Annotated in this window: 16 protein-coding genes; 9 read left to right on the forward strand and 7 right to left on the reverse strand. The window is 70.3% G+C overall.

Annotated features, from left to right (window positions below; genetic code table 11):
* Positions 1–314 precede the first annotated feature (314 nt).
* On the reverse strand, positions 315–980 hold the full coding sequence (locus BTH_RS04725; protein ID WP_009896270.1) for an O-methyltransferase: 666 nt from the start codon (positions 978–980) through the stop codon (positions 315–317).
* A 92-nt stretch (positions 981–1,072) separates the two neighbouring features.
* Between BTH_RS04725 and BTH_RS04730 the strand changes: the two genes are divergently transcribed.
* Positions 1,073–1,705 carry a TetR family transcriptional regulator gene (locus BTH_RS04730; RefSeq protein WP_009896272.1) on the forward strand — a complete coding sequence of 211 codons (633 nt, stop codon included), beginning with the start codon at positions 1,073–1,075 and terminating at the stop codon, positions 1,703–1,705.
* A gap of 345 nt (positions 1,706–2,050) precedes the next feature.
* Here BTH_RS04730 and groL read toward each other — a convergent pair whose 3' ends face one another.
* Positions 2,051–3,685, reverse strand: a complete 1,635-nt coding sequence (gene groL / locus BTH_RS04735; protein ID WP_009896276.1) for a chaperonin GroEL — start codon at positions 3,683–3,685, stop codon at positions 2,051–2,053.
* A gap of 423 nt (positions 3,686–4,108) precedes the next feature.
* Between groL and BTH_RS04745 the strand changes: the two genes are divergently transcribed.
* Positions 4,109–5,185, forward strand: coding sequence for a hypothetical protein (locus BTH_RS04745; RefSeq protein ID WP_009896279.1), 1,077 nt, complete (start codon positions 4,109–4,111; stop codon positions 5,183–5,185).
* Here the strand turns inward: BTH_RS04745 and BTH_RS04750 are convergent.
* Together BTH_RS04750 and BTH_RS04755 are read right to left on the reverse strand one after the other, a co-directional pair.
* Positions 5,163–6,149, reverse strand: coding sequence for a ribose-phosphate diphosphokinase (locus BTH_RS04750; protein ID WP_009896281.1), 987 nt, complete (start codon positions 6,147–6,149; stop codon positions 5,163–5,165). The genes BTH_RS04745 and BTH_RS04750 overlap by 23 nt on opposite strands.
* A 90-nt stretch (positions 6,150–6,239) precedes the next feature.
* On the reverse strand, positions 6,240–8,369 hold the full coding sequence (locus tag BTH_RS04755) for an NAD(+) synthase (RefSeq protein ID WP_043037854.1): 2,130 nt from the start codon (positions 8,367–8,369) through the stop codon (positions 6,240–6,242).
* Positions 8,370–8,837: 468 nt separating this feature from the next.
* Between BTH_RS04755 and BTH_RS04765 the strand changes: the two genes are divergently transcribed.
* The 4 genes from BTH_RS04765 (at position 8,838) to BTH_RS04780 (ending at position 11,468) form a co-directional block, all read left to right on the forward strand.
* Complete coding sequence (locus BTH_RS04765; RefSeq protein ID WP_009896286.1) at positions 8,838–9,287, forward strand: CBS domain-containing protein; 450 nt, start codon at positions 8,838–8,840, stop codon at positions 9,285–9,287.
* Between the two features lie 146 nt (positions 9,288–9,433).
* Complete coding sequence (locus BTH_RS04770) at positions 9,434–9,733, forward strand: hypothetical protein (protein WP_223297102.1); 300 nt, start codon at positions 9,434–9,436, stop codon at positions 9,731–9,733.
* Entirely contained in the window at positions 9,727–10,842 is a 1,116-nt protein-coding gene (ald, locus tag BTH_RS04775; RefSeq protein ID WP_009896289.1) for an alanine dehydrogenase, read from the forward strand. Before BTH_RS04770 ends, ald begins: the two co-directional genes overlap by 7 nt.
* A gap of 278 nt (positions 10,843–11,120) precedes the next feature.
* Positions 11,121–11,468, forward strand: a complete 348-nt coding sequence (locus tag BTH_RS04780) for a hypothetical protein (protein WP_009896291.1) — start codon at positions 11,121–11,123, stop codon at positions 11,466–11,468.
* A gap of 338 nt (positions 11,469–11,806) precedes the next feature.
* On the opposite strand, the gene BTH_RS04785 is transcribed toward BTH_RS04780, so the two are convergent.
* The 3 genes from BTH_RS04785 to BTH_RS04795 form a co-directional block, all read right to left on the reverse strand.
* Positions 11,807–12,349: an Hsp20/alpha crystallin family protein gene (locus tag BTH_RS04785; protein WP_009899773.1), complete on the reverse strand. Its 543-nt coding sequence runs from the start codon at positions 12,347–12,349 to the stop codon at positions 11,807–11,809.
* Between the two features lie 156 nt (positions 12,350–12,505).
* Positions 12,506–14,878, reverse strand: coding sequence for a serine hydrolase (locus BTH_RS04790; protein ID WP_011401077.1), 2,373 nt, complete (start codon positions 14,876–14,878; stop codon positions 12,506–12,508).
* A complete protein-coding gene (locus tag BTH_RS04795) occupies positions 14,833–16,092 on the reverse strand; it encodes a putative glycoside hydrolase (protein WP_009896297.1) in 1,260 nt (419 codons plus the stop codon). The genes BTH_RS04790 and BTH_RS04795 overlap by 46 nt, the downstream gene beginning before the upstream one ends.
* A gap of 555 nt (positions 16,093–16,647) precedes the next feature.
* Here BTH_RS04795 and acsA point away from each other — a divergent pair.
* Genes acsA through BTH_RS04815 form a run of 3 tightly spaced genes read left to right on the forward strand, consistent with a single transcriptional unit; the run spans position 16,648 to position 20,404 of the window.
* Complete coding sequence (gene acsA, locus BTH_RS04805) at positions 16,648–18,414, forward strand: acetate--CoA ligase (protein ID WP_009896300.1); 1,767 nt, start codon at positions 16,648–16,650, stop codon at positions 18,412–18,414.
* Positions 18,411–19,433, forward strand: coding sequence for a pyruvate dehydrogenase (acetyl-transferring) E1 component subunit alpha (gene pdhA, locus BTH_RS04810; RefSeq protein ID WP_009896301.1), 1,023 nt, complete (start codon positions 18,411–18,413; stop codon positions 19,431–19,433). Before acsA ends, pdhA begins: the two co-directional genes overlap by 4 nt.
* Positions 19,430–20,404: an alpha-ketoacid dehydrogenase subunit beta gene (locus BTH_RS04815; protein WP_009896302.1), complete on the forward strand. Its 975-nt coding sequence runs from the start codon at positions 19,430–19,432 to the stop codon at positions 20,402–20,404. The genes pdhA and BTH_RS04815 overlap by 4 nt, the downstream gene beginning before the upstream one ends.
* The last annotated feature ends 10 nt before the right edge of the window (positions 20,405–20,414 follow it).

Consider the following 20,414-nt stretch of genomic DNA (forward strand, 5'->3'; position numbering starts at 1 on the left):
AACGAGCCACGGATCGTCTCATGGCAGGCCTTGCCGCGTCGACCGGATTCGTGTGGAGATTTGTCTCGGCGCGAGCGAGCGTTTGCTCGCGATGCGCGGCCATGCCGCGCCGAGAGAATATGTCCGGATCGTCAGGATCATCCGGATCGGTGGCGCCGGCCGGCCGAGCGCGCCACGCGGCCAAGCCGTGGCGCCGGGCGAGCGCATCCGCATGGACGCCGGCCGGATCGCCGCTGCGGCCGCGCACGTCACGTCGACGATGCAGGCAGGCCGACGCGGCGGTATCCGGCAGCCGCGCGCCATCGCCGCCGGCTTCAGCCGATTCGCATCGACAGCTCGACATCCTCGCCGAACGGCGTCGACAGGTATCCGTTCGCGGGCGATCGCACGCGCGCCAGATAATCGGGGCTGTCATCGGCATTGTCGGCGACGATGAAGGCGCCGGGTCTGAGGCGGCTTTCCACGAGATTCAGGATGTCGGGATAGAGCGCCTTGGCGCCGTCGAGCAGCAGCAGGTCGATGGTGTCGGGCAAATCGACGCTCAACGTTTGCAGCGCGTCTCCTTCGCGAATCTCCACGAGATCGGCGAGTCCGCCGGCTGTCAGATTCTCGCGGGCCCGCGCGGCCTTGGACGGCTCGAACTCGGTCGTGACGAGGCGGCCGCCGCCGTTGTCCCGAAGCGCGGCGGCGAGATGCAAGGTCGAAATGCCGAACGAAGTCCCGAATTCGACGATCGTGCGTGCGCTGCAACCGCGCGCCAGCATGTATAGCAGCGACGCGGTTTCGCGCGAGACGGCAAGCGGAAAATCCTTCAGGCATGCGTATAAATCGCGATAGCCGGTTTTGCTTCGCATCAGCCGCGCGCGCTCGTCGTCGGAGAGCGCGGCGAGCGTGGGGTTCGTCATCGGAGAGCGCGCTTCGGCCTGCTCGAACAGGCTGTCCAGCAACGGGGCGAGCGGGGCGGCGGTCAGGGTCGTCATCGAGGTGTCCGGTCTGAGATTGAGCGCGACGTTGCGCCGATCTAGAATGCGATTAATTCGTCAGGTTTTACTATTCGCATTGCGGCACGCTCATGGCCAATCGTTCGAACACACAGATTTCCGCGCGAAAACAGCCCAAGCAGGCGCGGTCGGCGCGTCTCGTCGACGATGTGCTTCAGGCCGCCATTCAGGTTTTGGCGAAGGAGGGGGCCCCGCGCTTCACGATGGCGCGCGTGGCCGAGAAGGCGGGCGTCAGCGTCGGATCGCTGTATCAGTATTTTCCGAACAAGGCGGCGGTGCTGTTTCGCCTTCAGAGCGACGAATGGCGGCAGACGACCGAGTTGCTGCGCGGCATCCTCGAGGATGGCGAGAAGCCGCCGCTCGAACGGCTGCGCATCCTGGTGCACGCGTTCGTCCGCTCGGAATGCGACGAGGCTGAGATGCGCGTGGCGCTCAACGACGCCGCGCCGCTCTATCGCGATGCGCCGCAGGCGCGGCAGGTGCGCGAAGCGGGCAATCGCATTGTCCGGCGTTTCATGCGGGACGCGCTGCCCGATGCATCCGACGCGACGCGCGCGCAGGCGGGCGACCTGATCGCGGCGACGCTCGGCGCGCTCGGCAAGCGATTCTCGGAAACGCGTCGAAGCGCCGCCGAGATCGACGCCTACGCCGATGCGATGGCCGACATGTTTTGCGCGTATCTCGAGCGTCTTCAGATGGACTGACGCGGGCGGAACGTCGCCCGCGCGGGCGTCGGGTGTCGGGAAATCGGCGCCGATCGCGAGGGTTTTCGCGACGATCGGCAACCGCCTCGTGCGCGGCCAGCTTGTGCCCGGCGCGGCGGCGGCGGATCTGCATGGACGAGCCGACGATGAGACTGTCGCCGCTCCATGCCGACGGGGGCGGTCGATCGATGCAATGAACCGGCGGGGCTCACGGCGTTTGGGCGTGAGCAGCGCGCGAGTCTCGCGCTGGAGATCGCGCGCGATGAGGGCCTGCTGCGGTAGGCTCGTCGGATTCGGCTATCGGCGCGCGCGCCGCAGTCGGCATGTGGCGCGCGCGGCACCGAGTCATCCGAGATCGCGGTCCCACGCTTCTTCGCTTGCCGCGTGCATTGCCGGGCCGGCGGGCGAACGGCGCGCGATCATGCAATCGGTCGTGAGCAACAAGGAAGCGACCGAGATCGCATTCTGCAATGCCGATCGCGCGACCTTGACGGGATCGACGATGCCGGCCGCGATCATGTCGCCATACGCGGCACGGGCGGCGTCATAGCCGAAGGCGCCGGACGCGGCGTCCACCGCATGCACGACAGCCTGCGCGTCGGCGCCGGCGTTTTCGGCGATCTGGCGCAGCGGCGACGCCAGGGCATCGTGAACGATGCGCGCGCCCGTGCGCTGCGCGTCCGTCAAGCCCGCGCCGTCCTGCTCGAGCGCGCGGCGCGCGCGCAGCAGCGCGACGCCGCCGCCGGGCACGATGCCTTCCTCCATCGCGGCGCGTGTCGCGTGCAGCGCGTCCTCGAAGCGGTTCTTGCGCTCGCGCAGCGCGGTTTCCGTCGCCGCGCCAACGCGAATCACCGCGACGCCGCCCGCGAGCTTGGTCAGGCGGCGGGCGAGCGCGTCGCGTTCGTAGCCGGGCGGCGTCGCGTCGAGCCGCGTACGCAGCGCGCGAATCCGCTCGTCGATGCGTTTGCGTTCGCCTCGCCCCGCGATGATCGTCGTCGTGTCGCGGGAGATTTCGACGCGGCGCGCGGCACCCAGCTCGGCGAGCGTCGCGCGCTCGAGCGCGCGCCCCGTCTGCGGGGAAATCACCGTCGCGCCCGTGAGCGCCGCGAGGTCGGCCAACTGCTCGGTGCGCGCCTCGCCGAATCCGGGGGAGCGGATCGCGCACGATTTCAGCGTGCCGCGCAGGTGGTTGACGACGAGGGTGGCGAGCGCTTCGCCCTCCACTTCGTTCGCGACGACGAGGAGCGGCTTGCCGGTGCTGCTGAGCGCTTCGAGCACCGGCAGCAGCTGTGCGATCGCGCCGACGTTCATGTCGCACAGCAGGATGCGCGGCTCTTCGAGCACGACGGTGTGACGGTCCGCCTCGACGAACAGCGGCGACAGATAGCCGCGCTCGACCAGCGAGCCGTCCACGGTTTCGAGTTCGTCGTCGAGTTTCGTGCCGTCCTCGATGCTGATCGCGCCCTCCTTGCCGACGCGCTCCACCGCCTGCGCGACCAGGGCGCCGATCGAGACGTCGCCGCTCGCGGAAATCGTCGCGATCTGGCGCATTTCGTCGGCGCTCGCGCATGGCCGGGCGATGCGGTGCAATTCGGCGACGACGTCCTTGCCGGCCGTTTCGATGGCGCGCTTGAGCGCCATCGGATCGTGGCCGGCCGTCACGCATTTGATGCCCTCGACGACGATCGCCTGGGCAAGCGTCGTGGCGGTGGTCGTCCCATCGCCCGCGACTTCGCTCGTGCGGGTCGCGACTTCGCGCAGCAGGCGCGCGCCCATTTCCTCGAATGGATCGGGCAGATCGACCGAGCCGGCGACGACGACGCCCGAGTTGGCGACGAGCGGCGCCGCGTCGGGCTGCTCGACGATCACGTTGCGTCCGCCGGGCCCGAGCGTGACCTTGACCGCTTCTGCCATCGCGTTGACGCCCCTGAGCAGCCGTTGACGCGCATCCTGATGAAAGACCAGCGATTTGGCGGGCACGATACGCCTCCGTTCGACGATGCGGGATAGGGCGCGCCGGAATCCCGATCGCGTCGGTGCGCGAGCGGGACGATGACCGGCGGCGGATGCGGATATTTGATCGGGCGGCCGCTCGGGCGGCTTGACCTGGGTCAATGGGCGCGAAGCGCATCGGACGATTGATCTCGCGCAACGTCGCGGCCGCGCCGAAATCTATGCTGGTCGTGTCGATGGCCGCGCATCGGGCGCGGCGCGCCGCGCCGCGCGGCGAATGGGTGCTCGATCATAGGGGCGAGGTACGCTTTCGCGCGCCGCGATTCGCGGCGGCCCATCCACCGAAAGCCGCGCGCCGTATCCGTCGGGCGACGGCTGGGGGCGCGCGCCGGCCGTGCCCGCGGCACGGATCGAAGAAGTCCGAATCGCATACTCGGGGCAGAGGCTTGCATGATCAAGGCGGATCGGGAACGGTTGTCCGTCGTTTCGCTGATTGAGAAGGTCGCCCGGTTGCGGGAGCCCGCTGCCTGGCCGGACGGCACGCAATCGGTGAAGGCGATCGAAACGCACATGTCGTGGGTGTTCCTCACCGATCGCCATGCGTGGAAACTCAAGAAGCCGGTGCGGGCGCCGCAGCTCGACTTTCGCTCGCTTGCCGCGCGCGAGCGCTTCTGCCATGAGGAGGTGCGCCTGAACCGCCGGCTGGCGGAGGGCGTCTATCTCGGCGCCGTGCCGGTCACGATGGATTCGGACGGCCGCTTGCGGCCGGGCGGCGCGGGCGAGGTCGTCGACTGGCTCGTCGAGATGAAGCGCTTGCCCGCGGAGCGGATGCTCGACCGGGCGCTGCTGCACGGGAGCGCGACGCGCGCGGATGCGCGTCGCATCGCGCAGCGATTGAGCGCGTTCTACCGGTCGCTCGCGCCCGTGCGAGGCGACCCGGCGTTGTACCGCGACGACTTGCGCCGAACGATCGACTGCAACGAGCGCGCGTTGTGCCGGCCCATGTTCGATCAGCCCGTCGCTGCCGTGCGCGCGGTCTGCGCGTTGCAGCGCGCGCTGCTGGACGCCGAGGCCGGCCGCTTCGACGCGCGCGTCCGGCAGGGGCGGATCGTCGAGGGGCACGGCGATCTGCGGCCCGAGCACATTTGCATCGACGCGCGGATCGCGATCATCGATTGCCTCGAATTCTCGAAGCGGCTGCGCACGCAGGACGCGGCCGACGAGATCGGCTTTCTGGCGCTCGAATGCGAACGGCTCGGCGCGCCCGAATTCGCGCGCGCGTTGTTGGGCGAGTATCGCGCGGCGAGCGGCGACGACGTCGACGACGCGCTCGTGCATTTCCATCAGAGCTGCCGCGCGATGACGCGCGCGCGGCTTGCCGCATGGCATCTGCGGGAGAAGGCATTCCGGGCGACGCCCGCATGGCGCGATCGCGCACGCGCATACGTCGCGCTCGCGCAGCGGCACATCGGCTGTTGCGAGCAACTGTGGACGGCGGCGCGCGTCAGCGCCGCAGCAGGTCCGTGAGCGAGCCGCCGCGATGGATGCGCGCGATCGCCTCCGCGAACAGCGGCGCGCTGTCGAGCACCGTGAGCTTGTCCTGCAGCGCGCCCGGCGGCACCCGCCACGGCGGCACCGAATCGGTGACGGCGAGCGCGGTGAGCGCGTCGCCGCCGAGCAACTCGGCCGCGCGGCCGAAGAACATGCCGTGGGTCGCGACCGCATAGACGGACTGCGCGCCGAGCGCGCGGCAGTCGGCGGCCGTGTGGGCGAGCGTCGTGCCGGAGCCGATCAGATCGTCGACGATGATCGCGCAACGGCCCGCGACGTCGCCGACGAGCGGCTTGGCGGTCACGACGCCGCTGCTGCGCAGCTTGCCCGCGAAGGCCGCGTCGACGGGGCGGCCGAGCCGCGCCGTGAGCCTCGCGCGAAAATCCTCCGCGCGATGCACGCCGCCGGCATCCGGCGATACGACCACGATCGGCAGTGCGCCCGCCCGCTCGGCGAACCAGTCGACCAGCAGCCCGTTGGCCTCGAGGTGTTCGGTCGGGCACCGAAACGCGTTCTGGTAGGCGGCGACGTTGTGCACGTCGATCGTGACGACGCGATCGACGCCAACCGCTTCGAGCATCGCCGCCACGTAGCGTGTGGAAACCGGATCGCGCGGCTGGGATCGCCGGTCCTTGCGCGAGTAGCACAGGTACGGCACGACCGCGCATACGCTGGCGGCGGATGCGTCCTTCAGCGCGCCGATGAACAGGAGCAGCCGGCACAGCTTGTCGTTGACCGAGCTTCCCGGTTCGCCGTGCAGCGATTGCACGACATAGACGTCGTGCCCGCGCACGCTGGCGAGCGGGCGCGTCTTGTGTTCGCCGTCCTCGAACGCCCGCTCTTCGTGCGCGGCGAGCGCGACGCCGAGCCGGGCCGCGATCCGCTCGCCGAACGGCCGGCTCGTCGCGAAGGCAAAGAGGCTGATGGGGGTGTTTGTCATGATGGAGGTTCCTCGGTTCGGGAGCGAGCGCCGGGGTGACGAGAGACGGGACGCGTCGGCGCGATCGGCGCGGGTGCGCCGGCATCCGCTTCAGTGCGGCGTCGGGGCGCGGTCGTCATCGAAAGTCTCCGGCACGGTTGCGAGATCGGCGAGCCAGGCGCGCGCGCTCGCGTCGCTCGGCGCGCGGTAGTCGCCGCGCGGCGACAGCGAGCCGCCGGAGCCGACCTTCGGGCCGTTCGGCAGGCAACTGCGCTTGAATTGCATGTCTTCGAAGAAGCGCGTCACGAAGATCTCGAGCCAGTGCTTGATTTCGCCGATCGAATAGGCGCGCCGCCGGCCGTCGGGCATGTCGGGCCACGGGCCGTGCGTCGCGTCGTGCCACGCATGCCATGCGAGATACGCGACTTTCGACGGCCGGTAGCCCAGGCGCAGCAGGTAGTAGAGGTTGAAGTCCTGCAGCTCGAACGGGCCGACGGCGGTTTCGGATTGCTGCGCCGGCTCGGTGTCGGCGTCGCCCGGAATCAGCTCGGGGCTGATCGTCGTCGCGAGCACGTCGTGCAGCACCGGGCTCGCGGCGCCGGCGAACGGGCCCTGTTCGGCGGCCCAGCGCACGAGGTAGCGAACGAGCGTCTTCGGAATGCTCGCGTTGACGGCGTAGTGGGACATCTGGTCGCCGACGCCGTACGTGCACCAGCCGAGCGCGAGCTCGCTCAGGTCGCCCGTGCCGACGACGAGCGCGCCATGCCGGTTCGCGAGGCGGAACAGGTAATCGGTGCGCATGCCGGCCTGCACGTTTTCGAAGGTCGCGTCATAGCGCGCCTGCGCGCGCGCGAACGGGTGGTCGAGATCGCGAAGCATCCGCATGCACGCGGGCCGGATGTCGATATCGATGTGCCGGCAGCCGAGCGCGTTGATCAGGCGGGCGGCCTGGCCCGCCGTGCGCGCGCTCGTCGCGAAACCCGGCAGCGTGCACGCGAGCACGTGATCGCGCGGCAGGCGAAGCGCGTCCGTCGCGCGCGCGCAGACGAGCAGCGCAAGCGTCGAATCGAGCCCGCCCGATACGCCGAGCACCAGGCGATCGACGCCGGCCGCGTTCATGCGCGTGACGAGCCCCTGCACCTGAATCTCGCTTATTTCCTCGCAGCGTCCGTGGCGCACGGCGGGATCGGACGGGACGTACGGAAAACGCTCGCAGGCTCTCGCGAGCGGCAACATGCGGCCGTCATCGATGTCGGCGTCGAGCGGAATCGTCCGGAATGCCGCGCACGCGTTCCGGTGCCGCAGCGCGGCGTGCGCGAAGCTCGTCTGCCGCATCCGCTCGCTGGCAAGCCGCTCGACGTCGACATCGGCGATCACGAGCTGCGGCGTCGGCGCGAAGCGGCGCGCCTCCGCCAGCAGCACGCCGTTCTCGAACAGCATGCCGTGGCCGTCCCACGCGAGATCGGTCGTCGATTCGCCCGCGCCCGCGCCGCTGTACGCATACGCGGCCAGGCAACGGGCCGATTGGTTGCCGACGAGCGCGCGCCGATACTCGGCTTTCGCGACGGTCGCATTCGAGGCGGACAGATTGAACAGCACCGTGGCGCCGGCGAGGGCGGCGTACGACGACGGCGGAACCGGCACCCACAAATCCTCGCAGATCTCGACATGAAACGTGAAGAGCGGCCGCGCGCGGACCTGGAACAGCAGACTGCTCCCGCACGGAATGCCGGATTGCATCGGCAGATCGACCGTGTCCCGCGCGAGCGCGTCGCCGGACGCGAATTGCCGGGCCTCGTAGAACTCGCGGTAGTTCGCGAGATAGGTCTTCGGCACGATCGCGCAGATCCGGCCCCGATGAACGACCGCCGCGCAGTTATAGAGCGTCGAGCCGAATTGCAACGGCACGCCGACGATGGCGATCGTCGCGAGATCGCGCGACGCGGCCACCACGTCGCCCAGCGCCGCGATGCCGGCGTCGAGCAGCGCCTGTTGCTGGAAGAGATCGTCGCAGGTATAGGCGCTCAGGCCGAGCTCCGGGCATACGAGCGCGAGTGCGTGCGCGCGCGCCGCGTCGCGCATGGCGTCGATCGTGCGCGACGCGTTGAAGGCCGGATCCGCGACGCGCACGGGCGGTATCGCGACGGCGATTCGAACGAAGCCGTGCCGGTACGGATTGAGGAAGCATTGCGCAGGTGCATCGCCGGTTGCAGGGCGGCGAGGGCTGGCTGGGGTCGTCATTGCTTGCTCCGGATGGCGCGCGCCGCGAGCCGGCATAGGCGCCGGGGCGGCATGCTCGCCGGGCGGACCGCGCACGACGGGGAGGCGGGCCGCGGCGGGCCCGCTTTCGCCGTTCCGTCGCTCGATGGGGCGCGGCCCTTGTGGATTCGAATCTACGAACAAAGTCGCGCGGGCGAATTGACGGACATCAAGTCCGCGCGCAAGCGCGGATGCCGCCGGAGGCGGCGGCCCGCTTGCCGCGTGTTGCGTCGCGCCGCGCCGATCGTGCCGATCGCGCATGCGTTCGCCGCGCCGCCGCCGCGGCCGGCCGCGCGAAAAGGCGGGAGGGCCGCGTCGCCGGCGCGGGATTCGCCGCGCGCGATGCGTTGACGTACGTCAATCGCCGCCCCGCGCCGGCCCCTAACCTGATCGCACGATAGGCCGCGCGGCGCGCTTCGCCGTTCGCGGTCATCGGCACAGGAGGCGGATATGTACATCGGAAGAATCAGCACTCAGCCCGTCGAATTCTGCACGGCCGATTGCAACGCGCTCGAGCTGGCCGAACGCATGCGACACGCTCACGTGGGCGATATCGTCGTGATCGAATACCGCGACGGCGATGCGGTGCCGATCGGCCTTGTCACTGACCGGGATCTCGTCGTCGAAGTGATGGCGCGCGGCGAAGCGCCGGACCAGGTCACCGCCGGACAGGTCATGTCGCGGGGCCTGATCGTCGTATCGGAAACCGACGAGATCGCGATGGCGCTCGAGGAAATGCGTCGCTCGGGCATTCGCAGGCTGCCGGTCGTCGACGACATGGGCCGGCTCACCGGGATCGTCACGCTCGACGACATCGTCGAGTATCTGGCGGCGCTGTTCGGCGGGATTGCGGAGATCAGCAAGCTGCAACAGGTCGAGGAGCAGCGCTTTCGCGCGTAGCCGGCGATGCGCGTCGCGCATCGAAGCCGATCGCGGCGCGTAGCCGGCTCGCTCGAATCGGGCGAGCAGCGCACCGACGGGCGACGCGGACGCCGGAACCAAGCGATGCCGGCAAGCGCGACGTGCTCGAGCGAATGGCGTCGAGCGTGCGCGAAGTCGTCCGATCCGTATCGGAAGGCGCGTCGTGCGTCGACCGGAGCGACGGCGGGAAAAAATGGGGCGTGCAGGACGGAATGGCCTTGCGCGCCTTCGGGAAACGCGATTCGCCGGGCGGGAAACGGCCGCTGTCCCGGCTGCACGCCGCGGCCGTCGGAGCGGCCGAAGCGGCAAGTACGCCGCGCGTCGGAAATCCGTTCGACGGCCGGCGGCGCGTGACGGTTGCCGCGGGCATGCGGCTCGACGGGATCGACGCGGGCCTCGAACCGGGGGGAGACAAATCATGCTGATTGGCGTGCCGAAGGAGATCAAGGTCTACGAGTATCGCGTCGGCCTGACGCCGGCGGGCGCGCGCGAGCTCGCGCTGCACGGCCATCCGGTGCTGGTGCAGCGCGGCGCGGGCGCGGCGATCGGCTTGCGGGACGAGGATTACGCGGCGGCCGGCGCGATGCTGGCCGATGACCCGGCCGAGGTGTACGCGCGCGCCGACATGATCGTCAAGGTCAAGGAGCCGCAGCCGGCCGAGTGCGCGATGCTGCGGCGCGGCCAGATCCTGTTCGCCTACCTGCATCTCGCGCCCGATCCCGGGCAGGCGGCGGCGCTCGTCAGGTCGCGCGCGGTGTGCATCGCGTACGAAACGGTCCGCGCGCCCGGAGGCGGCCTGCCGCTGCTCGCGCCGATGAGCGAAGTCGCCGGCCGCATGTCGATTCAGGTTGCCGCCGCGCATCTCGAAAGTCCCGGCGGCGGAATGGGCCTGCTGATGGCGGGCGTGCCCGGCGTGCCGGCCGCGCACGTCGTCGTGCTCGGCGCGGGCGTCGTCGGCACCTGCGCGCTGCAGATGGCGGCGGGCCTCGGCGCGCGCGTGACCGTGCTCGACACCAACGTCGATCGCCTGCGCGAGCTCGACCTCGTCTTCGGCAACCGAATCGCGACCCTCTACTCGAACGCGCATGCGATCGACGATGCGGTGCGCGGTGCGGACGTCGTGATCGGCGCGGTGCTGGTGCCCGGCGCGTCCGCGCCGCGGCTCGTCACGCGCGAGATGATCTCGACGATGCGCGCCGGCGCGGTCGTCGTCGATGTCGCGATCGATCAGGGCGGCTGCATCGAGACGTCCCGTCCGACGACGCACGCGCAGCCGACCTACGTCGTCGACGGCGTCGTTCACTACTGCGTCGCCAACATGCCCGGCGCGGTCGCGCGCACGTCGACGTTCGCGCTCGGCAACGCGACGCTGCGTCATGCGATCGCGCTCGCGAACAAAGGCTGGAAGCGCGCGCTCGCGGATGACCCGTACCTGCGCGCGGGGCTGAACGTGTGCGACGGCCATGTCACGCACGAAGCGGTGGCGCGCGCGCTCGGCCTCGCTTACGTGCACGCGGACGAGATGCTCGACTGAATCGTCTGGCGTGGCGTCCGGGGCGCCCGGGCGTGCGGGCGTGAAGAGTCGCGACGGTTGCCGCGTCGCATTCGGCGCGCCGCCTCCGTGCGGCGCGCCCGTCGCGGCGATCCGAGCGCGGCGATCCCTTCTCCGAAGCCGCCGGGCGGCGTCGGCGCGCGCCGCCCGGCCGCGGCGGCGATTGACGCACGTCAATCGCCGCGCGCGCGGAATGAATACGCTGAAATCGTGAGCGGCATCGCATGCGATGTGCGCGCATCCACGGATCGGAGGCCATCATGCGGACCGGACATCACTTCTTTCCCGAGCTCCGGCACGCGACGGTGCCGACCTATTTCATCTCCTATCTGTTCCCGCTGCTGCTCGCGGGCTACGAGGCCTACCGCGTTGGATACTGGGTCAGCCAGCACGGCTGGCATTTCGACGAGCTGTCCCAGGCGGGCTACGAATTCACGCTGATGCTGATCGTGTTCGCGCTGCAAGTCGTCCTCGACGGGCTGTTCTTCATCACCGCATGGGCCGGCCGGCACCCGGACGTCGAGCATCGGCTCTCGAATCTCACGTTCGGCATCATCTGCTCGGCGCTCGTGCTCGCCTTCGACGTCATGCTGCAGGTTGCGTTCTGAACCGGCGTCGGATGGCGGCAGGCGCGGCTGCGCGCGCCTCGTCGCCGGCTGCCGCGCGCCCGTCGCCCAGCCCGCTGCGGCGCTTCGCGGCGCGGTTGCGACGCGCATCGTGCGGCGTTCACCGCGCGCCCGTCGCCGCGACGGCGCGCCCGCGATCTCGATGGCGTCGCGAAGCCTCGGAGTTTGGAGTCGAGCGGTCCGGCCTCGTCCGGGAATAACGGTCTGCATTCCGAAAGAACGTCCGGCGACCTCGAACGCTTTCGGCGTCGCCGGACGTGCGCCCGCGTACGCGGCATGGCCGCCGCGCGCGCCGGGGGGCGCGAGGGGCGGGCGAGGCATCAGCCCGCCTTGACTTCGATCTTTTTCTCGGCCTTGGACGCTTCCGGCGTCTTCGGCAGCGTCACCTTCAGCACGCCCTTGTCGAACGACGCCTCGATCTTGTCGCGGTCGACGCCGTCCGGCATCCGGAAGCTTCGCTCGAAAGCGCCGAACCGGCGCTCGTGAACGTAGTAGTCCTTGTGCTTTTCCTCCTTCTCTTCATGTTTCTCGCCGCGGATCGACAGGCCGCCGTTCGCGAGCTTGACCTCGACATCCTTTTCGCTCAGCCCCGGCAATTCCGCGGTGATTTCGTAGGACTTGTCGGTTTCGGTGAAATCGACCGCGGGCTCGGCCGTCCATTCACGTTCGCGGCGCCAGAACGGCTCGATGTCGAAGATCGACCGGCGCATCGACGACAAGCGCACGCCGTGATCGAAATCGTCGAGCAGGCGATCGATCTCGCGCCGCAGCGTCTCGATTGGGTGCCAGAACGGCGCGGTCGACGAAGGCTCCGCGCCGGCCTGCGGTTTCTTGACCGGCAGCTTGGTGGTTGGCTCGCTCATGTCGCACTCCTTCTCGTCAATGGAGCGTTCATTCTCGGCCGGCACCGGGTGCATTCGTTGACGGAGGTCAACGGCAAAACGGGGACGCGAAATGCGGGCGCGCGGCGGCCCGCCCGCCTCGGGCGGCGCGCGGCCCGGCCGGCGAGGGCGCGCGCGTCAGTACAGCAGATACGCGGCCCGCTCGCGCGAGAACGCCGCGTTTTGCGTGTCGACGACCTGTTCGATCTCGTCGAGCGGACGCCCGTCGGCCAACATGTCCGCCACCGCGCGCGAGCCGACCGACGCGCGGATCGCGTCGATCCGGAAGCGGTCCGGATAGCGCCGATGCAGCGCGAGCGCAACCGCCAGCCCGATGCGGCCCGGCCGCACCGGGCCCGGCAGCCGCTCGATCCGCACGCCCTCGCACAGCGCGCCGCGGTACGGCCCCTCCGTCGGCACGAACCGGGCCGGCGTGAACGTCGCGCTCAGATGCATCGCGCGGAGATCGTCCGCGAGCGCCCGGCCGTCGATCCAAGGCGCGCCGAGCACCCCGAACGGCGTCGCGGTTCCCCTGCCGACGCTCACGTCCGCGCCTTCGACGAGGCCGATATCCGGATACAGCGAGAGCGCGGCGGCATCGCGCAGATTCGGCGACGGCGGCAACCCGCCGAGCCCCGTGTCGCCGTAGCGCATCCAGCGGCGATAGTTTTCCATCGGCACCACGACGAGATCGGCGCCGATTCGAAGCCGATCGTCGAACAGCTTCGCGAGCTCGCCGATCGTCATGCCGGGCGCGAGCGGCAACGGGTAATAGTTCGTGAAGGAGCCGATGTCGGCGTCCGATACCGGCCCCCCGACGACGTCGCCGCCCAGCGGATTCGGCCGGTCGAGCACGACCACCGGGACGTGCGCGGCGGCCGCCGCCTCGAGCACGTAGCCCAGCGTCGCGAGATACGTGAAGAAGCGCACGCCGGCATCCTGGATGTCGAATACGAGCACGTCGACGTTCGACAACGCCTCGGGCGCGATCCGGCGGCGGCTCCCGTAGAGGCTGTGGACGACGACGTTCGTATCCGCGTCGATCGCATCGCCGAACGGTGCGTCGACGTCGGTCCCGAGCCCGTGCTCCGGCGCGAAGATCGCGACGAGCCGGGCGCCGGGCGCGTGCGCGAGCAGATCGATCGTGCGCCGGCCGAGCCGGTCGACTCCGCTGCGGTTCGTCACGAGCGCGATGCGCTTGCCGGCCACGGCCGCGAAGCCGCTCGACTCGAGCGCGTCGATGCCGGCCAGCACGGGGCCCGCCGACTCCGGCGCGCGCGCCGCGCGCGCGATGGCCGCGGCCATCGTCGGCGCGCGTTCGGCGATCTGGTCGGCGGACACGGGCGGCGAGCGGCTTGCGACGAGGCCGAGCACCTGCTCGCGCAGCGGCGCGGCGTCGCCGCGTTCGTCCGGGTAGAGGCGGCTCGTCAGGACGATGACGAAGCGATGCGTGACGAGATCGATCCAGAGGCCGGTGCCCGTATAGCCGAGATGTTGCAGCAGGCCGGCCGGAGGCAGCCGGTAGCGGTTCGCGACGAGGGGCGGCTGCAGGTCCCAGCCGGCCGTGCGCGCGTCGCCCTTGGCGTCGAGCGTGGCCGGCGTCTCGAGCGCGGCCACGCTCGCGCGGCTCAGCACGCGCGACGCGCCGAGCCTGCCGTCGTTCAGCAGCATCTGCGCGAAGCGGGCGAGATCGCCGGCGCTGGCGAACAGGCCTGCATTGCCGGCGACGCCGCCCATCGCCGCGGCGATCGGATCGTGCACGCGCCCGCGCAGCAGACGCCCATCGCGGACGACCGTCGGCGCGATGCGCGAGAGCGTCGCCGCGCGCGGGCGAAACGTCGCGTTCGCCATGTGAAGCGGCGTGAAGACATGCTTGGCGCACCACGCATCGAGCGGCCGACCGGTCACGCGCTCGACGATCACGCCGAGCGCCACGTAGTTGATGTCGCTGTAGATCACGCGCGTTCCCGGCGGCGCCACGGGCGGCATGCGCGCGACATCGGCGAGTACCGCCGCGCGGCCGCGCAACGCCCGCGCCGACGACACGCCGGGCGGCAAGCCGGACGTGTGCGCGAGCAACTGCCGAATCGTCACGCCGGCCTTGCCCCGCGCGGCGAAGGCCGGCCAATAGCGTGCGGCCGGCGCGTCCAGCGCGAGCCGGCCTCGCTCGGCCAGTTGCATGACGGCGGTGGCGGTCGCGACGGCTTTCGTCAGCGAGGCGAGATCGAATACGGTATCGGCCGTCATCGGCTCGGCGGCGGGGCCTGTCACGCGCGCGCCGCGCGCCACGCGCTCGCGCACGCCGCCGGCATCGCCCGTCACGACCACCGCGCCCGCAATGTGGCCGTCGGCGATCTCCGCATCGATGGCGGCGCCGATCGCGACGGCCGCCGATGGCGGGGCGAGGGGGCGGCCGGCGCCGGCATGCGCGCCTGCCGACGCCAGGATGAACGTCAGCGCGCCGCTCAATGCGGCAACGCGGCGTAATCGTAGCGATTGTGCGGATTCCATAGCATCCACCCGTCCGTGCCCGCCGCCTCGGCGGCGGCGATCTGCTCGCGGATCTCGTCGGCGCCGAACGTGCGGCGATCGAACGCGTAGTCGCGAAAGGCCTGTAGCCACGGCCGAAAGCGCACGCCGGGGAGCCCGGTGCGGCGCTGCGCTTGCGCGAGCGAGCGGCCGACGATCGCGCCGGGCTGCTCGGTCGGCTTCCTGATGCCCGGCAATCCCCATGTGAAGCCGGACGGATACAGCATCGGCGAAATGTAATCGACCAATCGCCCGAGCGTCTCGATCCGCTGGCCGATGTGCGTATCGTTTGAATTCCAGCAGACGTAGCCGAAGATGTCGACGGACAGATAAACGTTGTACGGCCGCAGCCTCGCGCGCGCGCCCGCCAGAAAGCCGGTGATCGCCGCGACGCGGTTCGCTTCGGTGTTGGGCTCGCCGAACCGCAGGCCGTTCGCGTCCGGGAAGCGCAAGTAGTCGAACTGGATTTCGTCGAAGCCCATTCGGGCCGCTTCTTCCGCGAGATCGAACGGGTGCGCCCAGGCCGCGCGCACGGTCGGGTCGATCCAGCGCTGGCGCTCGCGATCGCGCCAGACCGCGCCGGCGGCGTCGCGCACCGCCCAATCCGGATGCGCGGCCGCGAGCGGATCGTCCTTGAACACGACGATCCGCGCGATCAGATAAAGGCCGCGTGCATGGAGCGCGCGCACGAGCGCCGGCAGATCGATCGCGTGCGCCGCGGCGCGCCGCTCGGCGGCCGCGCCGACCGATCGGCGCGCCGCACTGCGGTACGGCGTCGCGCCGTCGTCTCCTTTCACGTCGATCACGATCGCATTGATCGCGGTCTTGCCGGGCAGCGCGAGGGCGGCGTCGCGCAGCGCCCGGTTCGCGACGCCGGACGCGGACAGATAAATCGCCTTCGGACGCACCGGCGTCATGCGCACGATGCGCGCGGCGTCGGCCTCGTGCAACGCGACCTCCGCACGCGCATAGCCGGGCGCCGTCACGCTCATCGCCGTGGCGGTGTCGCCGGCCGCGGCCGGAATGGCGAACGTGCCGTCCGCGGCGCTGGTTCGGGCGATGCCCGATGCATAGGCGGTCGCGCCCGCGAGCGGGCGGCCGTTCGACGCATCGACGACAGTGATCGCGACCGTCGCCGCGCGCGCCGGCAGCCAGACAAGCAGGCACAGGATCGCGACGGCCGAGCGGCTAGCCATGAGCGCCCCCCGCGATGCACGATCGAACCCGGAGCGCGTCGGCATGCGCCGTCGCCGAGCCCGCTTGCGCCGCTGCGAATGGGCGGCGGGCGGGAATCGGCATGTCGCGCTTCGCCGGCCGGACGCCGTTCCCGGGCGCCGCTTGCGGCGCGCGCGGCGAGAGCGGCGGATAGGGAAGACAGGCGCTCACGGGAGCCTCGCCCGACGTGTTTTAGCCAGTTTCGCCGTCGGTCGCTCGGGCATGCTGAGGCAGATCAATCATTCGACGCGTCCCGATCGCGACGCCGGCGTGATCGGCGCGCTCCCGCGTGCGCCCGTCGCCCGCCAACGCGCGGATGCGGCGGCGCGAGACGCGCATGTCCGATGAGACGGGCGCGGGATCTCCGGTTGTGCCGCGTCGCTCGCGCTCGTTTCGCGCCGATCGAGCCGACGGGCTGACGCAGTGCGGCAACGCGCGCCGTCGCCCCCCGCCGAATCGCCCTTGACGCACGTCAACTGTGCGCCGGCATTCGCTATCTACAGTGAACAACGTGAGGTCGACTGGATCATGCCTGAATGAACGCGCCCGCGGTAATCGCCAAAACATCCGTCGACCTGCGGGTCACGCCGAATCTTCTCGATTACGACGACGAACGGCGCCGGTTCTCGTGGACGGCCGTCGCGCGGGAACTCGCCGTCGAGCCGGGCGGCGGGCTGAATATCGCATGGCAAGCCGTCGATCGCCATTGCGCGGGCCCCGGCCGGGACAAGACCGCATTGCGCTTTCTCGCGCGCGGCGCGGCGCCCCGCGCCATCGGCTACGGCGAGCTCGCCGCGCTGAGCAACCGCTTCTGCAACGTGCTGCGCGGCCTGGGGGTCGGCAAGGGCGACCGGCTCTTCATCGTCGCCGGACGCATCCCCGAGCTGTACGTCGCGCTGCTCGGCAGCCTGAAGAACGGCACGGTCGTCTCGCCGCTGTTCTCCGCGTTCGGGCCGGAGCCGATCGCCACGCGCGTCAATCTGGGCGGGGCAACCGTGCTGGTCACGACGGATGCGCTCTTCGAGCGCAAGATCGCGCCATGGCGCGAACGCATGCCCGGGTTGAAGCACGTGCTGCTCGTTGCCGAGGAGTCCGGCGCGACCTCGATCCCCGGCACCCTGGATTTCGCGGGATTGATGGCGAGCGCGTCGGACTCGTGCCGCTACGAGGCCACTTCCGCGGAGGACATGGCGCTGCTGCACTTCACGAGCGGCACCACGGGCACGCCGAAGGGCGCCGTGCACGTGCACGGCGCGGCGCTCACGCATTGGGCCACCGGCCGATACGCGCTCGATCTGCACGCGGACGACGTCTACTGGTGCACCGCCGATCCCGGATGGGTCACGGGCACCTCGTACGGGATCATCGCGCCGCTGCTGCATGGCGTGACGTCCGTCGTCGATCGGGAGGAATTCGATGCCGAGCGGTGGTACGGCATTCTGGCCGACGAACGCGTGTCCGTCTGGTACACCGCGCCGACCGCCGTGCGCATGCTCATGCGGGCCGGCGCCGAGGTCGCGAAGCGCCATGCGTTTGCGTGCCTGCGCTTCATCGCGAGCGTCGGCGAGCCGTTGAATCCGGAAGCCGTCTGGTGGGGAAAGGAAGTGCTGGGGCTGCCGATCCACGACAACTGGTGGCAGACGGAGACGGGCGGGATCATGATCGCGAACACGCCCGCCTTCGACATCAAGCCCGGCTCGATGGGCAGACCGCTTCCCGGCGTCGACGCCGCGATCGTGCGGCGCGATGCGGCGGGCGGCGTGCAGTTCGTCGACGAGCCCGGCGTCGACGGCGAGCTGGCGCTCAGGCGAGGGTGGCCGTCGATGTTTCGCGGCTACCTGAACGACGACGCGCGCTACCGCAGGTGCTTCGCGGGCGACTGGTATCTGACGGGCGATCTGGCGCGGCGCGACGCGGACGGCTATTACTGGTTCGTCGGTCGCGCCGACGACGTCATCAAGTCGGCGGGGCACCTGATCGGCCCGTTCGAAGTGGAAAGCGCGCTGATGACGCATCCGGCCGTCGCCGAAGCCGCGGTGATCGGCAAGCCGGACCCGGTGGTCGGCGAGACGGTCAAGGCGTTCGTCTCGCTGAACGCGGGCTCGCGGCCCGACGAGGCGCTGCGCATGGAGCTGCTCGCTCATGCGAGGAGGCGTTTGGGGGCGGCGGTCGCGCCGAAGGAGATCGCGTTCGTCGAGCAACTGCCGCATACGCGCAGCGGCAAGATCATGCGCCGCCTGCTGAAGGCCCGCGAGCTGGGGCTGGCCGAGGGCGACACGTCGACGCTGGAGGCGGGCGCATGACGGCTGTCGACCATCCCGCGCCGCCGCCGCCGTCGGGCCCGGTGCGCTACGGCAAGGATTTCGCGCTCGTCCTGTTGCGCGACATGCTGCGCGTGCGCCGGCTCGAAGAGACGTGCGCGCAACTGTACGGCGCGGGCAAGATACGGGGCTTCCTCCATCTGTACATCGGCGAGGAGGCCGCCGGCATCGGCGCGTTGCACGCGCTCGAGCCCGACGACAACGTCGTCGCCACCTACCGCGAACACGCGCACGCGCTGGTGCGGGGCATGGACATGGGCGTCCTGATGGCGGAAATGTTCGGCAAGCGCGAGGGGTGCGCGCGCGGCCGAGGCGGCTCGATGCACCTGTTCGACCGGCAGACCCGGCTGTTCGGCGGGAACGCGATCGTGGGCGGCGGCCTGCCGCTCGCGGCCGGGCTCGCGCTCGCCGAGAAGATGCAGGCGGGCAAGCGCGTGACCGCGTGCTTTTTCGGCGATGGCGCGGTGGCCGAGGGCGTGTTCCACGAATCGATGAATCTCGCGGCGCTGTGGCGGCTGCCGGTGCTGTTCTGCTGCGAAAACAACCTGTACGCGATGGGCACGGCGCTCGAGCGCAGCGAATCGCAGACCGACCTTTGCGCGAAGGCCGCGTCGTATGGCATGCGGGTGTCGTCGGCCGACGGCATGGACGTCGTCGCGGTGCACGACGCGGCGAAGGACGCAGTCGAATACGTGAGGGGCGGCGCGGGGCCGATGTTCGTGGAACTGCGCACCTACCGCTTCCGCGCGCATTCGATGTACGACGCCGAGCTCTATCGTCAGAAGGCGGAGGTCGACGAATGGAAGGCGCGCGGGCCGATCCACACGTTCACGGCCCGGCTCAAGGCCGAGGGCAAGCTGACGGAGGACGAATTCGCCGCGCTCGACGCCGACGCGAACGCCGAAGTGGCGCGCGCCGTCGCGTTCGCCGAGGCCGGCGAGTGGGAGCGCGTCGAAGATCTCGCGAAAGACGTGTACACGGCGGCGGGAGGCCCATCGTGATCAGGCGGCTCACCTACCGCGAGGCGCTGCGCGACGCGTTGCGCGACGCGCTGTCGAACGATCCGCGCGTGTTCCTGATGGGCGAGGACGTGGGGCGCTACGGCGGCAGCTACGCGGTGTCGGCGGGCTTGCTGGAAGCGTTCGGTCCCGAGCGCGTGCGCGACACGCCGCTGTCGGAGCTTGCGTTCACAGGCATGGGAATCGGCGCGGCGCTGGGCGGCATGCGGCCGATCGTCGAGATCATGACGGTCAACTTCAGCCTGCTCGCGCTCGACCAGATCGTCAACACCGCCGCGCTCTACCATCACATGTCCGGCGGGCAATTCTCGGTGCCGCTCGTGATCCGCATGGCCACGGGCGCGGGCCGCCAGGTCGCGGCGCAGCACTCGCACAGCTTCGAGGGCTGGTATGCCGGCATTCCGGGCATCAAGGTGCTCGCGCCCGCGACCGTCGAAGACGCGCGCCACATGCTGGCGCCGGCGCTCGCCGATCCCGATCCGGTGCTGATCTTCGAGCATGCGGGCCTCTACAACATGGAAGGCGACTTGTCCGCGATGACGAGCGTCGACATCCGGTCGGCGAAGGTGAGGCGCGACGGCGGGGACGTCGCGATTCTCGCGTACGGCGGCTCGTTGCCGAAGGCGCTCGAGGCGGCCGATGCGCTTGCGGGCGAAGGCATCTCGGCCGAGGTCGTCGATCTGCGCGTGCTGCGCCCGCTCGACGACGCGACGATCATGGCTTCGGTGATCAAGTGCCGGCGTGCGGTGATCGTCGACGAATGCTGGCGCAGCGCGAGCGTCGCGTCGGAAATCGTCGCGCGCATCGTCGAACAGGCATTCTACGAACTCGATGCGCCGCTCGCGCGCGTGTGCGCCGAGGACGTGCCGATTCCGTATGCCCGGCACATGGAAGAAGCGGCGTTGCCCCAGGTCGACAAGATCGTCGCCGCGGTGAAGCAATTGCTTTCGTGAATGCTCGCGG

Origin of the sequence: Burkholderia thailandensis E264 (assembly GCF_000012365.1) — a bacterium.
Lineage (GTDB): Bacteria > Pseudomonadota > Gammaproteobacteria > Burkholderiales > Burkholderiaceae > Burkholderia > Burkholderia thailandensis.